Source organism: Yersinia sp. IP36721 (genome assembly GCF_003634395.1).
In the GTDB taxonomy this organism is placed as follows: domain Bacteria; phylum Pseudomonadota; class Gammaproteobacteria; order Enterobacterales; family Enterobacteriaceae; genus Yersinia; species Yersinia entomophaga.
Window position 1 is genome coordinate 63,016 of record NZ_QCZL01000019.1, and the last position, 14,199, is coordinate 77,214.

Genomic DNA, 14,199 nt, shown 5'->3' on the forward strand with positions numbered 1-14,199 from the left:
CCGTCAGTTAAAGCCGTTTTGCCTTGCGACATTTGCAAACCAATAACCACTTTTTTTCAGTTCACGGGTTTGGTCTGCCCTATTCAGCCGAACCAATCCATAACGATTCTTATAGGCATTAAGCCACGACCAACAGTCGATAAAGGTCCACAAATGGTAGCCTTTACAATTGCTACCTTCCTGTAGAGCTTTATGCAGCCAGGTTAAATGTTCGCGAATAAAATCAATTCGGTAGTCATCATTAATCATTCCGGTCGAGTCCATAAACTGCTCCTCGCCCTCCACGCCCATTCCATTCTCTGAAATATAGCAGGGAATATTGCCGTAATTTTCCTGTAGGTCTTTCAGAATGTCATACAGCCCTTTTTCATAAATTTCCCAGCCGCGATGGGGATTAATCTTACGACCCGGCATCGCATAAAAACTAAATAAATCTTCTGGGGTTTTTACCTGCCCGGCAGAAACCGGAACGTCTTTAGCCTGGATACGCCTCGGCTGGTAATAATTCACCCCAAGCACATCCACCGTTCCACAGGCAATCAGCTGAGCGTCTTCCGGCTCAGTGCGAGGCAATAAATCATGCTGGCGTAATAATTCCACCAAATCAGCAGGATAAGCGCCTTTCGTTACTGGATCGAGGAAACTGCGATTAAGCAACAGATCGGCATGATACGCCGCCGCACGATCTTCGGCGCTATCTGAACGCGGATAAGTCGGGCTCAGATTCAAAATGATGCCAATTGTCCCGTTTTGCTCCGCGCTGCGGTAGCGCCCCACCGCTTTGGCATGAGCCAATACGCTATGGTAAGCCACCGTCACCGCTCGCTTAAAATCCACCACGCAAGGGTAATGCAAGTCATTCAGATAACCGGCTTCAACCGGCACAATAGGCTCATTGAAGGTAAACCAGTGTTTAACTCTATCGCCAAACAACTTAAAACAGGCTTCGGCATAACGGGCATAAGCCTCCACTACGACTCGGTTTTCCCACCCCCCTCGCTCTTGCAGGCATAACGGCATGTCAAAGTGGTAGAGGTTAATAAAAGGCTTAATGCCGTTTGCCAGTAAAGTATCTATCACCCCGTTATAAAAGGCGACGGCCTGAGGATTCAGCTCGCCGTCACCGTCGGGGATCAATCGGGACCAGGAAATAGACGTTCTGAACGTGTTATGCCCCAGCGCCTTTAACAACAAAATATCCTGCTTATAGTTATCGTAAAATGTCGAAGTATTTTCTGGACCAACTAAGTCATGAAAACGCTCCGGGGAAATCTCATACCAGTAATCGAAGATATTCTTGCTTTTACCCTCCCGTAACGCCGCCCCTTCGGACTGCGTTGCCGAGGTGGCACTTCCCCACCAAAAATCATCGGAAAATTGATATTTCATTCCAGCTCCCAAACCTTTACGTCATAAACAGAGTGCAGCTCAAACAAAGTGTAATTATTAGAATTTCAGGCTGTTTGCGATTTCTTCTTCGCTTTCAACTTCACGGTCAATCTCGCCCTGCGCCTTGTTAGCAATAATCACGAACGGCAGATAAACCAATGTCGCTACCCCCAGGTTAAACAAACTGAGCAGTAACGCCGCAATGCTGCCGTTGGTATTGAAGAAGGCACCTAAACCGGCAGGCATTGTCCATGGCGCAATGTTGGTGATTGGCGGGATAAAACCGCTGTAATAAGCCACGGAAGTAATAATCGCCAATATCGGCTGAATCATGATGAACGGGATAAACAGCAGTGGGTTCATAATGACCGGCAGACCGAACAGGATTGGTTCATTGATCTGGAAAATACTTGCTGGAGCTGCCAGTTTCGCAACCTGGCGGTAATCTTCACGACGGGAAGCAATAAAAATGGCAATAATCAGACCCAGAGTCGCACCGGTTCCGCCGAGGAAAATGTAGGAATCGACGAAAGGTTTGGCCCACATATGGAACTCTTTACCCGCAGCCAGCGCGGCATCTACCGAACCGTATTGGGTATAGGTTGCAACGTTTTCCAGTGCGAACGGCATCATAATGCCGCTTTCCAGCGCGGACAGCGCCATGGCGCCGTGCACCCCGAAGAACCACAGCAGGGAGGAGAACATGACGTACACCCAGCCGACTACATTGCCCATTTTAGACAGCGGCGCCGAGATACTATCGATAATCACCTGATGGAAGTTGGTGCCATATTGGGCGAGGAAATATGCAATCACACCCATGATAGACAGGATGATAAAACCAGGAATAACTGCAGAGAATGAGCGCGAAACCGAGGTAGGCACGCTGTCTGGCAGGCTGATAACCCAGTTACGACGAATGATAAAGGTAAAGAGTTCAGCTACCACCAGCCCGATAATAATACCGGAAATGATATTGGCACCGCCCAGCCAGTTTGCGCCAACGGCATAGGCTTCACCCACGCTGTACGGCGTAACGGTCATAAAGGCTGCAACCGCCAGCAGCGCAGCGGCCAGAGGATCGACCTTTTTCTCTTCGGCCAGCGCCATACTGATAAAGAACGGCGTCATTAACGACATGATACCAAGGGTACCGTTATAAACGTTACCGCCAATGCCTTTCCAGCCATTCAGCATGGTTATGGTATCGGCGTCTAAACGCACCCCCATTGAGTAGAAGAACGAGCCGTCGCCGAAACTTAAGAATACGTTGTTGATCAGAACAAACATCGCCCCGGTCAGGGTTAACGGCATCAGCCTGATAAACCCATTCTTGATGGCGTTGATATGCTGTTGTCTGCCTATTCTAACGGCAAAGGGTAAGATGACTTTTTCCAGAGAAGCAATAAATTGGCTCACGACAATCCCCTATTATTGTTTTGCTTTTTTTATAGCGGCCACGGCAGCTTTTAATACCCCTAAACCATCGACTTTGCCGTAGAGCTGCGCGTCGATAACTTCAACGGGTTTGTGCGGGAACATTTTTTCGATTTCACCCAACATGTAGCTGATTTGTGGCCCTAACAAGATCACATCGGCCTCTGGGCCTTTTTCTGATGCCAGCGCTTCCGGATAGGCGTTAATCACCACCGGAACTTCATACTTCTCCGCTTGCGCCTTCATTTTGGATACCAGCAGCGAGGTGGACATACCGGCAGAACAAAACAGATAAATTTTTTTCTTTTCCATACCCAACACCTTTTGATGTTCAAAAGACACAAGTTATTGATATGCCAGTTGCAATGGTAAAATTCCCTTTATCTGTACGTCATCGCGAGCCTTAGCCCACATCCATTGTCTCTGGTTGTCGAAAGTATACGGAGTTGCCAGATAAGGCAGTAATCCACTATTTGGGGTAATCGTCTCTCATTGACCTTTCAGATTGACATTCTTCACACTTCTTCGGGTTCGCATTGTGATGAACCTCCCAAAACCATCATTTTTTAGCTTTGCGAAATAAGTTTAATTTATTGATTTGTAAAAAATAAAATAGCAGCTACGAAAGGAATTGCGAAAAATCCGTACAAAATTATTGGGATAAGTAAAGAAATGGCTGATACCGCACATTAACCTGCAACGAGTCTGAAATACGAAATGCTGATTTTCATAGAAAAACTATAGGAATTTCATCAATAAAAAGAGAAAATAGTAGAATTCTTAACGCGGGGCGACCTGATTCAGACTCACCTTCGCTCACAAAAGATAATTTAGCGGGAAGCGGCCTGAATTCAGAAGAATGTATAATGTATGGATTCGGGGAAATAACGCTAAAGCCGCTCATAAAATAACAAAAAATAAACTCGCCTAACCAGCCACCGCTAGCCGTTCGGCATTGGCGCATAGCGTCGCGGGTAAGTCCTGATGTCTACTTTCAAGAAAAATACGCATCGCTGGGCTAACGCATTTTCCAGCATGATGAGCGCACCGAGCAGTAATGGTTAACTGTGAAGTGGGAAAAGGCAGCGCCTGTCATGCACCAGATTGAAGCTCTCGTTCAACGGCAAAACGCGGCTACACTGCTTCCCGCTGCCCCCTTGTTACTTGGGTCGATAACCAAGATGGGTCTATCGGATTTATGCTATTTAACTAATTTCAGTTGGAAGTTTTATTTATCGATCCGAAATATCGGGGAGTCGGCGTTGGTCGTAAAATAATTGATTACGCCGTGGCGCTATATTCAATAATAACGACCGACGTGAATGCGCAAAATACGCGGGCAGAAGGTTTTATCCGCGTTTGGGTTTCCAAATCACCGGCCACTCTGAATTAGACAGTCAGGGGCGACCTTACCCGTTAATTCGTTTAGCACTCAGTAAATAAATGTCAGACACCCCATATAAAAAAGGCCGCGTATTCACACGGCCCGAATCAAATGATTAGCTCGCCCGTCACAAAGCAGCATAGGCTTTATTCAGCAACAGCAACGCTTGCTCAATATTATTGGTGTTGACGTAAACATCCTCAGAGATATCACCTGGGCGTTTTTTAAATCGATAAACTAATTTTGTGCCATTACGCAGAGCAGAAATAATTGTCCTCGACTGTTTTGCATCAAACTGGTCAGTATTAGTGAACAATGGATTTTCGGCGTCGAGCCTGAGTGTCAGGCCCCGAATTGCTATAGCCGGTTTTTCCACGGAAACCAAATAACCCAAGTCATTCTTATAAAGATATAAATCGTGGTTTTCGGCGCTGCACAATTTGTGCATCTGTCATTGCATCTTTTTCACACACCACCTGCCATTCAGCGTTATTCTGCCCAACGCTCCCTGAGGCATCAGAATGGAAAAGCGTATAGTCAATGCCGTTAATCACACCATTCTCGATCGCCATAACGCGTGCCAGCTGTTTTTCTGAAACATCCTTACCTAATTCGCAGGTAATTTCACTGCCGGAAATCAAGGGAGTTTGCCCGAATAAGCTTTTCTCTACGCTGTATTTTTGCGTGGCTGGCGCATCACCGTTTTCATCCGAATATTTATCGCAGTTTAATATTTGAACTCGGGTGTCATTCTTTATCGCATCAAGTAATAGGAGTTTCTTTTCTCACACCCGCCGATTAAGAAAAATACGCTAACGGCACAAAGTGCAACTAATAGCGTAAACGGTGACTTTTTCACTTGCCAGCTCCCATCGCTTTAACTGAATAAAGAGTAACATCTAAGCGCGATTGAAGTGTAAGGAAAATTGGTGCGTTCGCTAGTGAATCATCGTTATCGATAGGGGCGGTTTAATTAACTCAGGTATCCCTTATCGCATCTGCGTGCGCCCTTAACAAATTTCCCCTAAGCGCGTTTAAGTAAGGCCGCCCGATTTCCATTCATAAATCTAATGCAACCCTCTTTATCCTGTTTTAATCCCCCTAACTATCTAATAAGAGAATGTGGAAATTTAACACCTGTATATTGAATTCCAAGATAAAAATTGGTTATTTTAGCAATTGATTGTTGAATAAAAACATAAGAAAAGGATTTACGGATGAATGCCAAAAACGCTAAAGGTGCTCAGGTTTATACACCACTGTCACTGAAACTCTATGATTGGTGGGTACTAAACATATCGAATAAATACGCCTGGCGTTGCAGTACCAAAGATATTTTATTACCTCATTTACAGCAACACATGGGAAAAAAACACTTGGATATTGGCGTCGGAACCGGTTATTACCTGGCCAATACGCCCCGAGGCTCACAGAATATTACTCTGTTGGACCTCAACCCAAACAGTCTTGAAGCGTCTAAAAATCGCGTCGGACTGCATCGTATTTCAGAATGCGTGTTGCATGATGTTTTTCAATCGTTACCTGAGCATCTGAATAATCAGTTCGACTCGGTTTCTTTATTTTATCTGCTTCATTGCCTGCCCGGTAATATGTCAGAGAAAGCGCCCGCTATTGCACTCGCCGCGTCGGCAATAAAGGACGATGGTGTTGTTTGTGGTGCAACAATTCTTGGTGAAGGTGTGGAACATAATGCCTTTGCCCGCAAACTGATGTCGGTCTATAACCAAAAAGGAATTTTTAGTAATTATCAGGATTCGTTAGATAATTTACACTCGGTGCTCTCCACACATTTCAAACAGGTGGACGTGCAATTACATGGCACCGTAGCCGTGTTTTCCGCTAAAGGCAGAAAATGCGGGAATTAAAGAGACGTTAAAAGAGAACTCCCTGCCTTTCCTAACGAAAGGCAGATTTTACAAACCACCTGCATCTGACTCTTCGGATTATGCGTATCGGATTTCAATCAAAGGCTACGTTCAACTCAAAAGACACTGTGACGTGAAGTGCGTAGAGACTCATTCGTCGAACAGAATATAGGGGTATTGCATGGCCGATAATGAGTTTACTGAAAAAACCAAGGCAGTTTCAGGCTACTTCTCGATGTTCTTCTTGATGTTGGGTATCACCTGTATCCCTTTGTTCATCGCACACAGTCAGGAATTGCTGAGACAAGGGCTGCTGCTCCCTATAATGTACCTATTAGAGCTCAGCATTATCGTTCCTTCATATTAGTTTTTCTTTAGAAAACGTGACGGCTTTGGAAAAGGAAATCTTTTATCGCCTTTTTCTGATATTGCTGCTCGTCATACTTGCCATTCAGTTCGTTAGACCTTATCTGCTGGGAGTAACAAAATCAGAAAAGTGGATGACGGATCAAGTTTCACATCGTGGGTATATTTCAATCATAAATCCGTTATTACTGATATTTATTGTTCCGATATACGAAGAGATTATTTTCAGAGGCTGTTTATTTAGTGTTTTTTCCTATTGGTTTAAAGATAATATTTACTGGTCAGCGATTATCACCTCAATAAAACCAAATGCGCCATGCTATTAATCTCAAATTCTATACCCGATAAACGGGCCGCATTTCTACGGCCTGAATACTCATCTTACCGTTTAAACCAAACCTAGCTGTCTACTTAACTGCACAATTTCATGCTGCCACTGGCGCTGTAACTCTGGTTTTTGATGCTTGGGTTTACGCGCCAGATCGCCTTCAAGTTTGCTTTCCAGACCCAGCAACATCGCCAGTAAGTGTTCTTCTTCAGTTTCCTGCTGCGCAATGCTTTCCAGTTTTGTCTCAACCGGAGCCGTAGCGGCTGGCGCAGGTTTGTCGGTCAAAATATCGTAAACCGGTGCTAGATCGTGCCATTCTTGCAAACGCTGTTTGGAACAGTACCGAAGCCTCAGCCGTCGGACGCACTCGCAATGCAGTAAGCCGGAGGGAAGTTTTCAGATTGTCAGTTAGCTTCGCTCAAGCTGGTTATCGCAGCACGATACCGGTAACGCTTGAGCGGTTGCGATGACTGAGGACGGGTGAAAAAAGAAACAATTCACGAGTCAACATAGCAATCCCCCTTAATATATTTATAGTGAATTAATTAAACGATTATATTGAGGTTTGTTCTACTTTGCCAGTTCCCCCCTTTATTATGCCTGCTTATATTTTCAGCGTAGCCAAAACCCAGTTCGTGGCAGCTTACTGACCATAATTCAATTTTGATTCATGGGCCTGCAGGCAGGAATATATCCGGTCGCCTTGACTAAATCAGGAAACCGACAATATTTAGGTAGCGATTGTTACATCCGGAACGACCATCAAGAGTTTCCTCTTTCATATTTAGGTTCAAGGGAGTTGATATATGCCTATCAAAATAATGTATCCGTATCGCATGGATGCACTGGCCATTGCTTTATTTTTTTGCGCCACTGGCCCTACATTCGCTTACGACAATGTTTATGTTTTCGGCGACAGTCTGAGTGATACCGGAAATAACGGCAGATTCACCTACGATAGCAACCAGCATTATTTATACGACGAGATTTTGGCGAAAAATGCAGGTATGACATTAGTCGCGTCGGATAAAGGCGGGTTTAACTACGCCGCTGGCGGCGCCGTTGCGGTGCCAGCACTCAACCCCGCCTACAATACGCAGAATCAAGTACAAAGTTACTTGCAGCGAGTGAACGGTCAGGCCGACAGTAACGGCCTGTATCTGCATTGGGTAGGCGGTAACGATTTGGCCGCTGCGGCGGCCTCAAACCCGGCCAGCGCACCCAGCGCGGCGTATAACAGCGCTGCCGCTGCCGCAACGCAGGTACAGGCTTTACTCAATGCCGGAGCCAATACGGTTATCGTTCCGACCGTGCCCAATATCGGCGCTACCCCAATGTTAATGGAACTGGTTATTCAACAGGGATTGGCTGCCGTACAGCCTTCAGCAATACCCGGCGCTCTACAGGCCGCTTTCAGCACGCTAAATGCCCTGACTACGCCTGATAACCCCTCCCGCAGACAGGCTATTCATCAGGCACTCACCGCCGCCTCTGAACGAATCAGCTCTATTCCGCAAGTACAGCAAGGGATTGCCGTTCAGCTCATAGCTGCCTTTGATGATCAAAGCGCTCTGGCCGGGCAACTCACAGATTTTTATAATAATAGTGAGGACGCTTTGCTCGCCCAAGGTAGCGGCAATATTGTCCGCGTCGATGTGAATAAACTATTCGGTGAAATTATTAGTAATCCGAATCTGTTCGGGTTTACCAATACGGCAGGAATGCCCTGCCCGATAGGCGTTTCTTCAGCGGTTTGTACTTCGGGTCAGGCTGGCTTTGCCCCGGGCCAATCCTACCTTTTCTCCGATCATTTTCACCCAAGCCCGCAGGCGCATCAGATGATAGCCGATTATATGCAAGCGGTACTTGATGCCCCCGCGCAAGCCGCTGCGCTGACACAAGCCACGGCGGCGATGGCTCGCGACACTCGAGCTACCCTGGACAGCCGTTTCCAGCAATTGCGCACTCATAAAAATCCGCAGGACTCATTTGGCGTATTTGGCGGTTATGCCGGGCAGCATTATGATTATTCAGCCAACATTGCCGCCGGAGATGGCAATGCCACTACTCATAATCTGACCTTGGGTATAGATTATCAGTTGACCGAAAATTGGCTGATTGGCGCATTAATTGCGGGATCGAATGATAATCAACGGCCTTCCAGCCGTTACGATTATAAGGCGCGTGGTTTGCTGCTTTCAGCCTTCAGCGCTCTGGAATTCGCGGATTATGCCTGGATGAATGCCGACGTACACTACGCCAGCATGAATTACGATGATATACGTCGCAGTATGCAGATCGGCACATTAACCCGAACTGAAACCGGTAATACCGATGGCAAACAGTGGGGAGCCAGATTCACTACCGGATATAATATTCCGATCACCACTTACCTGACCACTGGCCCGATGGCGCAATTTGCGCTGGATTACAGCAATGTGTCGGGATATAGCGAAAATGGTAACGACAGTACGGCCATGCGCTTCAGCGATCAAACTTATCATTCGCAAATTGGATCTTTGGGCTGGCGGCTGGATGGCAAATGTTCCTTATTTAACCCTTATGCCGAAGTGAATTACCAACATCAGTTTGGGGATGACGTTTATCGAAGCGGTGGGGGCCTGAAATCAACTCAAACTCATTTTGTCCGCGACAGCGCCAGACAGGATAAGAACTGGGTGAATCTCACTCTTGGTGCCAACGTGCCGCTCACGGATAACGTGGCCTCGTTTGCCTCCATATCGCAGACCACCGGCCTGAGCAGCGGCGAGCAATTTATGTATAACATTGGGTTAAGCGCCCGTTTTTAATCCATTTTCTTAACATGAAGTCTAAAAAAATTAAATGGAGCCCTCCCTCATTTCAGCATGAAGCTAAATTTAGGGAGGAATCCAGTACGTCACACAGGCACCGCAACCAATGCAACGTTCGGCATTACACCAAATTTTTACCACGCCAATAATGCCGATGTCCGTCATGGCCGCTTTGGCACAATCTTTTGGAGAATCGGCCAATACCACTTTCAGTTGAGAGCGGCGGGGATAAATGACTCTGCTTCGCTCGGCGAAAGGTGATAAGAAAGTAAAACAACCCACAGAGTATAAACCCTCGTATCCCTCATTGTTGCAATCCCTATAACCTATTGAATAAAAACACTAAATAATATTCTTCGTTAACTGACGATGACAAACCTTAAAGACCGATTGTCACAAGAATCACGGTGTATCGGGGTTTTTGTGACATCTCAGAACGTTAAAGATGCCGATAAGGATAAGACCTATCCCAACCATTTTTTCAGGGATGATGCGAAGAAAATAAGCGGCATCTGACAAATTTTCGATGATTTACTATTTATATTAAAACAATATAAACATTAAATTAAATAATGAATACAGCCAATTTGACTTAAGTATAATTATTAATCTTCAAATTAATGTATTGAATTTATTTAAGTTATCAATAAATGCGTGACATGAATCACATTAATATGATTCAATAGCCTTATAATCAATAAAATCATCTTAACTTTCCCTGGTGTTGGCCATTTGGCAACCCTTACCTCGTGTAAGGGTTTTTTGTTTTAAATCCCAGAGAGAAACAGGTTACAACGAGTGAGCTCAAGTCCCTTTGAATGCCTTGAACCTCATTGCTATACGCTGATGACTGTCACTTTTGCCTATCGATCTGGATTCTCAGTAAAACACATCAAATTTGCGAATATGTTAAGTTTCATCCAAGTTATTCCCGCTGGATTATCCCCTGGCTAGCGTTCGCCGGCAGCAATAATTGCGTAGATAATGGCTTGAAGCCCGCTGCTATCTGCCACTGAAGCGATAGAATTCCCCTTTCGGTTCTTGAGAAAATACACAGCGCCAAGACACTAAAATAAGACATGTTCAGAGAGCATCACAGAAGAAGGATATGTTTGTCGGAACCACCGTTGCTCAATCGTTATTGAGACTCAGGAAATCACAATATTTATCTTTTTCGAGTTTTCCGATAAAGCGAAAACCGCAAGAAAGATACAGTTTCCTCGCGACCAGATTGATCTCTTCTATCATTAAGGAAAGGTTGAAATTTACACCCTATTCGGAGTAGCTTCATCATGGCTATTTGGGAGAGTATATTGATTGGTAAGGGGAAGAAATTTTCACCAGAAAAGATAACCCGATTATTTACCCATACCTGACAGGTTTTCGAAAATAACTATCAGGGATCACTGATAAAATTAATAGAAAGAACGATGACCGCCTTTTCCCTTATACTTACTTGATTCCTGAAAATAGCCCAGTAAGCATCAATACCTAAAGCTGCCCCTCCTAACCTGAATAAATCAATAATTGAATATAAACGCACGACTTCAACAATGGCATTGACACAGACACAATTAAAAGCAGATTGATTTTATTTGGTAGACTAAGAGAGACACAGGTCTCTCTTTAATTAATTATTATCTGAACGCATTCATATTAATTGAATTTTGGATCGACAGAATGCGCGCAATCGCTATTGGCATCGCTGATATCATCCATGCAAGTTTGCGCATCCAAAGGCTCAGCGGGTGCCTTGCCCCATTCCGATCGATCATCGCCGGAACATCCAGAAAGTGCGCAGAGAAAAACACAAAAGATAAATTTATTCATTGGTATTTCCTTAAGCTAAAAGTACGATAAATAACCCGAGAAAAGATTTTCTGCTACGAGCGGCGATATTCAACACGGCTATTGCGAACCTCGTTCCCTCTGAAGTGATGGAAAGGTGCATCTCCGCGCTTAGGGAATGCGCCATGATAGCCATTGTGGGGATCAAACCGGTTATCTACGTGGCCGTGAAAATCACCAGGACCATGGAACCAAGGGGCTGCACCAATAAAACATTCACCCACAAGCCATTCCGAGCCGCAATATCCGTAAGGCGTGCAGCTGTAGACTCATAGTCATCATAGCCGTATGGCTATACAGGTTCAGACCTTCTTCGACAATAACTTCTGCTGAGGCCTGTGCTGAACATAAAAAGCCAATGGATAGCGATAACAAGAATGCCGAGTTCTTTATCATGCCAATCCTCACCCCACAATACGGATACGTTCTTCATTCGACATAATTCAAACCCTGTATCAGGTATGAATATGATGCAGAGCTAAGGAGAGCCTTAAACGTTATTTTTTGAAAATTTCGACATCAACATTTTCATGGTTTGATTCGTTGCCGGTTTTATCCAAAATGAAGTAATAGCAATTATCGGCTTTCACATTATCCATTTCCTCACATTTTTGATTAACCTTTTTTGAAAGCTCTTTATGACCTACGGTTGGTATACCTGACTGCTTAAAGGACAGCTCCCCTATTTTTGTATAACCAGCAGACTCTTGACGAGTGATCTGTTTGGCAGCATAGGATGAAGCAGAAAACAGGACGGTCACAGCCAAAACTAATGTCATGTATTTCATTTTTTACCTTTGATTTTGATATTCGTTTAAATAAGTGAGTTTACTTCATAAGCATCACTAAAGTGTTAACACCAGCCCGGGAAAAGTCAATGCGGTGTAAATAAAACGCTGAGGGTATTTTTCAACAAAAATCAGATTCCTATGTTGTGACAACTCTGGCGTGCATAAAAACCTCAGCAAATTCTGGTAACAAGCTCATCATTATGTTCATCGCATTCTTGATTGATGGCCGAAGGCATCTTGTTAACCACATGGAAAACATCAGAAAGCCGGGCAACTTTATCTGAATAAGCAGACCGAATAGGCGAACTGTAAATCACCGTTCTCTTTAAATAAAAAATCCCTATTTGGTTAACAGGCAAAAATTGAAATCGTTTATCTATCCATCATTAACGCCGGAACAAAAGCAGGCTGCTACGATTAAGTTCGAACTGTACACCGTTTCAAGCTTGGGCTTCGACAAACAAGCCATCGCGGAGCGTGACGACACGAACACATGTAGGTACAAATAATGAGAGCTGCTATCGCCACCGTTTTGATCGCTATTTCAGCCAGTGCTATCGCATCAAATGACAAACTTTACTCGGTGAATCCGGGGGCATTTATATTTCATGCATATGAACCCAAAACTGACTATACGCAATACTTTGATAATCAGTATATTGCCGTTGAGAGAAAGTTAAATGCCCAGTCAGATTACAGTTTATCTGTTGGAACGTTAGTCAATAGTTTTTCCAACAGATGTATGTTGCTAGGCGTGCGAAAAGACTGGTGGGAAAAGGATCATTGGACCTTCAAAGGCGGGTATGCATATGCAGGAGAGTTTTTCTTTTCTCAATTCAGTCATTGTGGCGATGAAGGGATTTATAAAAATATAAAGGACGCCGTTGGAGTAGGCTTTGCACCCTATATTTATCACGCCCTCCAATATGATTTTAATGACTCTTTTGGCGTAGAAGGCGGCGTTATTCTCCCCGGAATTGTCGTTCTTAGTATGCAGATCCACTTTTAATGACACTCCAACCAGGCTGAGATAATCATATTTATAACGCCCATAGCATTGCGCGCACATTGTACCAAACATCTGTCAGAGTCCATCACTACGGCCTGCGGGATAAAATCAGCCGCAACGGGCCAACGGTAAAATATGAACGCCGCCAGTTGCTAGGGCTAACCGACGGCGATGTAGAGTGGATTGGGGTCTGGCGTTGGGGCATATTGCCAGTTGAATAACGTTAAATCACAGCATCCCATGTGTTTTAGCATAATCACGTAATGCTTCATTCATTTTGGTTTGCCAGCCATCACCCTGTGCTCGGTAGGCATCAACCACATCATGATCAATACGCAGCTTAATTGGCTCTTTAGGATTTGCCAATTTTGGCCGACCACGGGTTTTTATGACTTTCTCAGCGCCTTCTTTGCCAAATAGTTCGGTAAACACCTCAACGGCTGGGCGGGCGCGGGCAAATTCGGCGTCACCCCATTCAGGGTTATCCACATCTATCACTTTACTGATTTTTTTGTTCATATCGCTTTACCTCGCGGGAGTTTGCTTTACGCAGACTAATAACATGTACCTTGCCATTACGTGGTGTGAAAACCAGCATATGCAGGCGATTCTCGATGTAACCCAATGCTTGAAATCGTCTTTCTGAATACTCTTTACGGGTATCCTCAACAATCAATGCGCTTTTCACCTCAAAATCACGGGCCATCTCAAAGGACAGGTTACGTTCAGCAATATTCTTTTCGTTTTTGGTTGGGTTGTAAGATATGTCCATACATTTAATGTACCCCCAATAATTGTATCAATGCAAGTTGTATCGCTATTTTATCCATGGTCACTTTTGTTTTGTGCCATCCCCCACACAATCCCCACTACATGCCAGTCGCGCCCGCACGCGGCACACTGGCTGAATGAAAACGCTTATTGCAGCACTTAAACGCGCCCTGGCGA

General features: G+C 44.7%; 14 protein-coding genes and 2 pseudogenes. 4 read left to right on the top strand and 12 right to left on the bottom strand.

Going from position 1 to position 14,199, the window contains the following annotated elements; all coding sequences use genetic code 11:
- Positions 1 to 3: 3 nt before the first annotated feature.
- The 6 genes and pseudogenes from DBA33_RS14975 to DBA33_RS15000 form a co-directional block, all read right to left on the bottom strand.
- Positions 4 to 1,389, bottom strand: a complete 1,386-nt coding sequence (locus DBA33_RS14975) for a glycoside hydrolase family 1 protein (protein WP_064517760.1) — start codon at positions 1,387 to 1,389, stop codon at positions 4 to 6.
- A 57-nt stretch (positions 1,390 to 1,446) separates the two neighbouring features.
- Positions 1,447 to 2,808, bottom strand: coding sequence for a PTS N,N'-diacetylchitobiose transporter subunit IIC (chbC, locus tag DBA33_RS14980; protein ID WP_064517758.1), 1,362 nt, complete (start codon positions 2,806 to 2,808; stop codon positions 1,447 to 1,449).
- Between the two features lie 12 nt (positions 2,809 to 2,820).
- Complete coding sequence (locus DBA33_RS14985; protein WP_049596361.1) at positions 2,821 to 3,138, bottom strand: PTS sugar transporter subunit IIB; 318 nt, start codon at positions 3,136 to 3,138, stop codon at positions 2,821 to 2,823.
- A gap of 615 nt (positions 3,139 to 3,753) precedes the next feature.
- A pseudogene (locus tag DBA33_RS20980) lies at positions 3,754 to 3,960 on the bottom strand (hypothetical protein); the annotation flags it as partial.
- Between the two features lie 377 nt (positions 3,961 to 4,337).
- Positions 4,338 to 4,586 carry a hypothetical protein gene (locus DBA33_RS14995; RefSeq protein ID WP_162975214.1) on the bottom strand — a complete coding sequence of 83 codons (249 nt, stop codon included), beginning with the start codon at positions 4,584 to 4,586 and terminating at the stop codon, positions 4,338 to 4,340.
- 25 nt (positions 4,587 to 4,611) lie between these two features.
- Positions 4,612 to 4,851, bottom strand: a complete 240-nt coding sequence (locus DBA33_RS15000) for a hypothetical protein (RefSeq protein WP_120806720.1) — start codon at positions 4,849 to 4,851, stop codon at positions 4,612 to 4,614.
- A 576-nt stretch (positions 4,852 to 5,427) separates the two neighbouring features.
- On the opposite strand from DBA33_RS15000, the gene DBA33_RS15005 reads away from it, so the two are divergent.
- Positions 5,428 to 6,096: a class I SAM-dependent methyltransferase gene (locus DBA33_RS15005; protein ID WP_120806721.1), complete on the top strand. Its 669-nt coding sequence runs from the start codon at positions 5,428 to 5,430 to the stop codon at positions 6,094 to 6,096.
- Positions 6,097 to 6,850: 754 nt separating this feature from the next.
- Here the strand turns inward: DBA33_RS15005 and DBA33_RS15015 are convergent.
- The gene (locus DBA33_RS15015) at positions 6,851 to 7,075 is read right to left on the bottom strand and encodes a hypothetical protein (RefSeq protein WP_162975215.1); all 225 of its coding nucleotides are present in this window, start codon (positions 7,073 to 7,075) and stop codon (positions 6,851 to 6,853) included.
- 521 nt (positions 7,076 to 7,596) lie between these two features.
- Here DBA33_RS15015 and DBA33_RS15020 point away from each other — a divergent pair.
- On the top strand, positions 7,597 to 9,600 hold the full coding sequence (locus DBA33_RS15020) for an autotransporter domain-containing protein (RefSeq protein WP_120806723.1): 2,004 nt from the start codon (positions 7,597 to 7,599) through the stop codon (positions 9,598 to 9,600).
- Between the two features lie 69 nt (positions 9,601 to 9,669).
- Here DBA33_RS15020 and DBA33_RS15025 read toward each other — a convergent pair whose 3' ends face one another.
- The 3 genes from DBA33_RS15025 to DBA33_RS15030 form a co-directional block, all read right to left on the bottom strand.
- Positions 9,670 to 9,885: a hypothetical protein gene (locus DBA33_RS15025; protein ID WP_064517742.1), complete on the bottom strand. Its 216-nt coding sequence runs from the start codon at positions 9,883 to 9,885 to the stop codon at positions 9,670 to 9,672.
- Positions 9,886 to 11,259: 1,374 nt separating this feature from the next.
- Positions 11,260 to 11,433 (bottom strand): hypothetical protein, encoded by a 174-nt coding sequence (locus DBA33_RS20660; RefSeq protein WP_158513773.1) that lies wholly within the window; start codon positions 11,431 to 11,433, stop codon positions 11,260 to 11,262.
- 515 nt (positions 11,434 to 11,948) lie between these two features.
- Positions 11,949 to 12,239 carry a hypothetical protein gene (locus DBA33_RS15030; RefSeq protein WP_120806724.1) on the bottom strand — a complete coding sequence of 97 codons (291 nt, stop codon included), beginning with the start codon at positions 12,237 to 12,239 and terminating at the stop codon, positions 11,949 to 11,951.
- A gap of 511 nt (positions 12,240 to 12,750) precedes the next feature.
- Between DBA33_RS15030 and DBA33_RS15035 the strand changes: the two genes are divergently transcribed.
- Together DBA33_RS15035 and DBA33_RS15040 are read left to right on the top strand one after the other, a co-directional pair.
- Positions 12,751 to 13,251 carry a hypothetical protein gene (locus tag DBA33_RS15035; protein WP_120806725.1) on the top strand — a complete coding sequence of 167 codons (501 nt, stop codon included), beginning with the start codon at positions 12,751 to 12,753 and terminating at the stop codon, positions 13,249 to 13,251.
- A gap of 77 nt (positions 13,252 to 13,328) precedes the next feature.
- Positions 13,329 to 13,468 (top strand): annotated as a pseudogene (locus tag DBA33_RS15040) (phage virion morphogenesis protein); the annotation flags it as partial.
- A gap of 11 nt (positions 13,469 to 13,479) precedes the next feature.
- Here the strand turns inward: DBA33_RS15040 and DBA33_RS15045 are convergent.
- Together DBA33_RS15045 and DBA33_RS15050 are read right to left on the bottom strand one after the other, a co-directional pair.
- Complete coding sequence (locus DBA33_RS15045) at positions 13,480 to 13,770, bottom strand: BrnA antitoxin family protein (protein ID WP_049596518.1); 291 nt, start codon at positions 13,768 to 13,770, stop codon at positions 13,480 to 13,482.
- The gene (locus DBA33_RS15050; protein WP_120806726.1) at positions 13,751 to 14,023 is read right to left on the bottom strand and encodes a BrnT family toxin; all 273 of its coding nucleotides are present in this window, start codon (positions 14,021 to 14,023) and stop codon (positions 13,751 to 13,753) included. Before DBA33_RS15050 ends, DBA33_RS15045 begins: the two co-directional genes overlap by 20 nt.
- Positions 14,024 to 14,199 lie beyond the last annotated feature (176 nt).

Bases quoted from the DNA above. Each gene is read 5' to 3' on its own strand.
- DBA33_RS14975 (WP_064517760.1), bottom strand. From the start codon at position 1,389: ATGAAATATCAATTTTCCGATGATTTTTGGTGGGGAAGTGCCACCTCG.
- DBA33_RS14985 (WP_049596361.1), bottom strand. From the start codon at position 3,138: ATGGAAAAGAAAAAAATTTATCTGTTTTGTTCTGCCGGTATGTCCACC.
- DBA33_RS15005 (WP_120806721.1), top strand. From the start codon at position 5,428: ATGAATGCCAAAAACGCTAAAGGTGCTCAGGTTTATACACCACTGTCA.
- DBA33_RS15020 (WP_120806723.1), top strand. From the start codon at position 7,597: ATGCCTATCAAAATAATGTATCCGTATCGCATGGATGCACTGGCCATT.
- DBA33_RS20660 (WP_158513773.1), bottom strand. From the start codon at position 11,433: ATGAATAAATTTATCTTTTGTGTTTTTCTCTGCGCACTTTCTGGATGT.
- DBA33_RS15030 (WP_120806724.1), bottom strand. From the start codon at position 12,239: ATGAAATACATGACATTAGTTTTGGCTGTGACCGTCCTGTTTTCTGCT.
- DBA33_RS15035 (WP_120806725.1), top strand. From the start codon at position 12,751: ATGAGAGCTGCTATCGCCACCGTTTTGATCGCTATTTCAGCCAGTGCT.
- DBA33_RS15045 (WP_049596518.1), bottom strand. From the start codon at position 13,770: ATGAACAAAAAAATCAGTAAAGTGATAGATGTGGATAACCCTGAATGG.
- DBA33_RS15050 (WP_120806726.1), bottom strand. From the start codon at position 14,023: ATGGACATATCTTACAACCCAACCAAAAACGAAAAGAATATTGCTGAA.